Below are 711 nucleotides of genomic sequence, written 5' to 3'. Positions count from 1 at the left end.
ATAGTCCAGTGATCCATGAATTCGAATATTATTAAACCAATTAACGTAATCAAATAGCTCTAGATCAAGTTTTTGTTGACTATCGAAAACCTTCCCATTAACGAACTCTGTTTTAATAGTTTTGAAGGTTGCCTCGGCAACTGCATTGTCATAAGGTGTCCCTTTTTCACTTAAAGATCTCGCAATACCAAACGTCTCTAATGCCTCGTCTATCAGTTTATTTTTAAACTCACTTCCTCGATCCGTGTGAAATAATTCGAGGCGGTTTAGGTTATATTTTACCGATGAAAAGGCACGTTGAACTAGCCCAGCACTCTTATTAGGGCCAGCACTGTAACCAATAATTTCACGATTATATAAATCTACTAAAACACAAATATAATGCCAGTTTTGCTTCACTCGAACATATGTTAAATCACTCACAATCACTTTCAATTCCTTGTCTTGCTTAAATTCACGATTCAAGACATTTCCAATTTCGGACTCATTTACGATTGATTTTCTAGGTTTGTATTGGGCAACTGTATATTTGGAGACAAGTCCTTGTTCTTTCATTATTCGCCCAATACGACGACGTGACACTTTCCATCCTTGCTTTTGAAGTTCTTTTTTTATTTTTCTTTGTCCATAAATATTCCGACTATCTTTAAAAATTTTAACAATTATAGCTGTTAATTCATCATCCTGATTATCTCGGATTTCCGCCTCATA

At 35.0% G+C, this 711-nt stretch carries 1 protein-coding gene; it reads right to left on the bottom strand.

The annotated features are described in order from the left end of the window. Nucleotides 1-711 (bottom strand): IS3 family transposase (locus ACTNDN_RS24925; RefSeq protein ID WP_441132573.1); only part of this gene is annotated, 711 nt, incomplete at both ends.

Source organism: Niallia sp. HCP3S3_B10 (genome assembly GCF_052064465.1).
In the GTDB taxonomy this organism is placed as follows: Bacteria; Bacillota; Bacilli; order Bacillales; family Cytobacillaceae; genus Niallia; species Niallia hominis.
The sequence above is the reverse complement of the archived record's forward strand: the minus strand, read 5'-3'. Positions and strand labels throughout refer to the sequence as shown.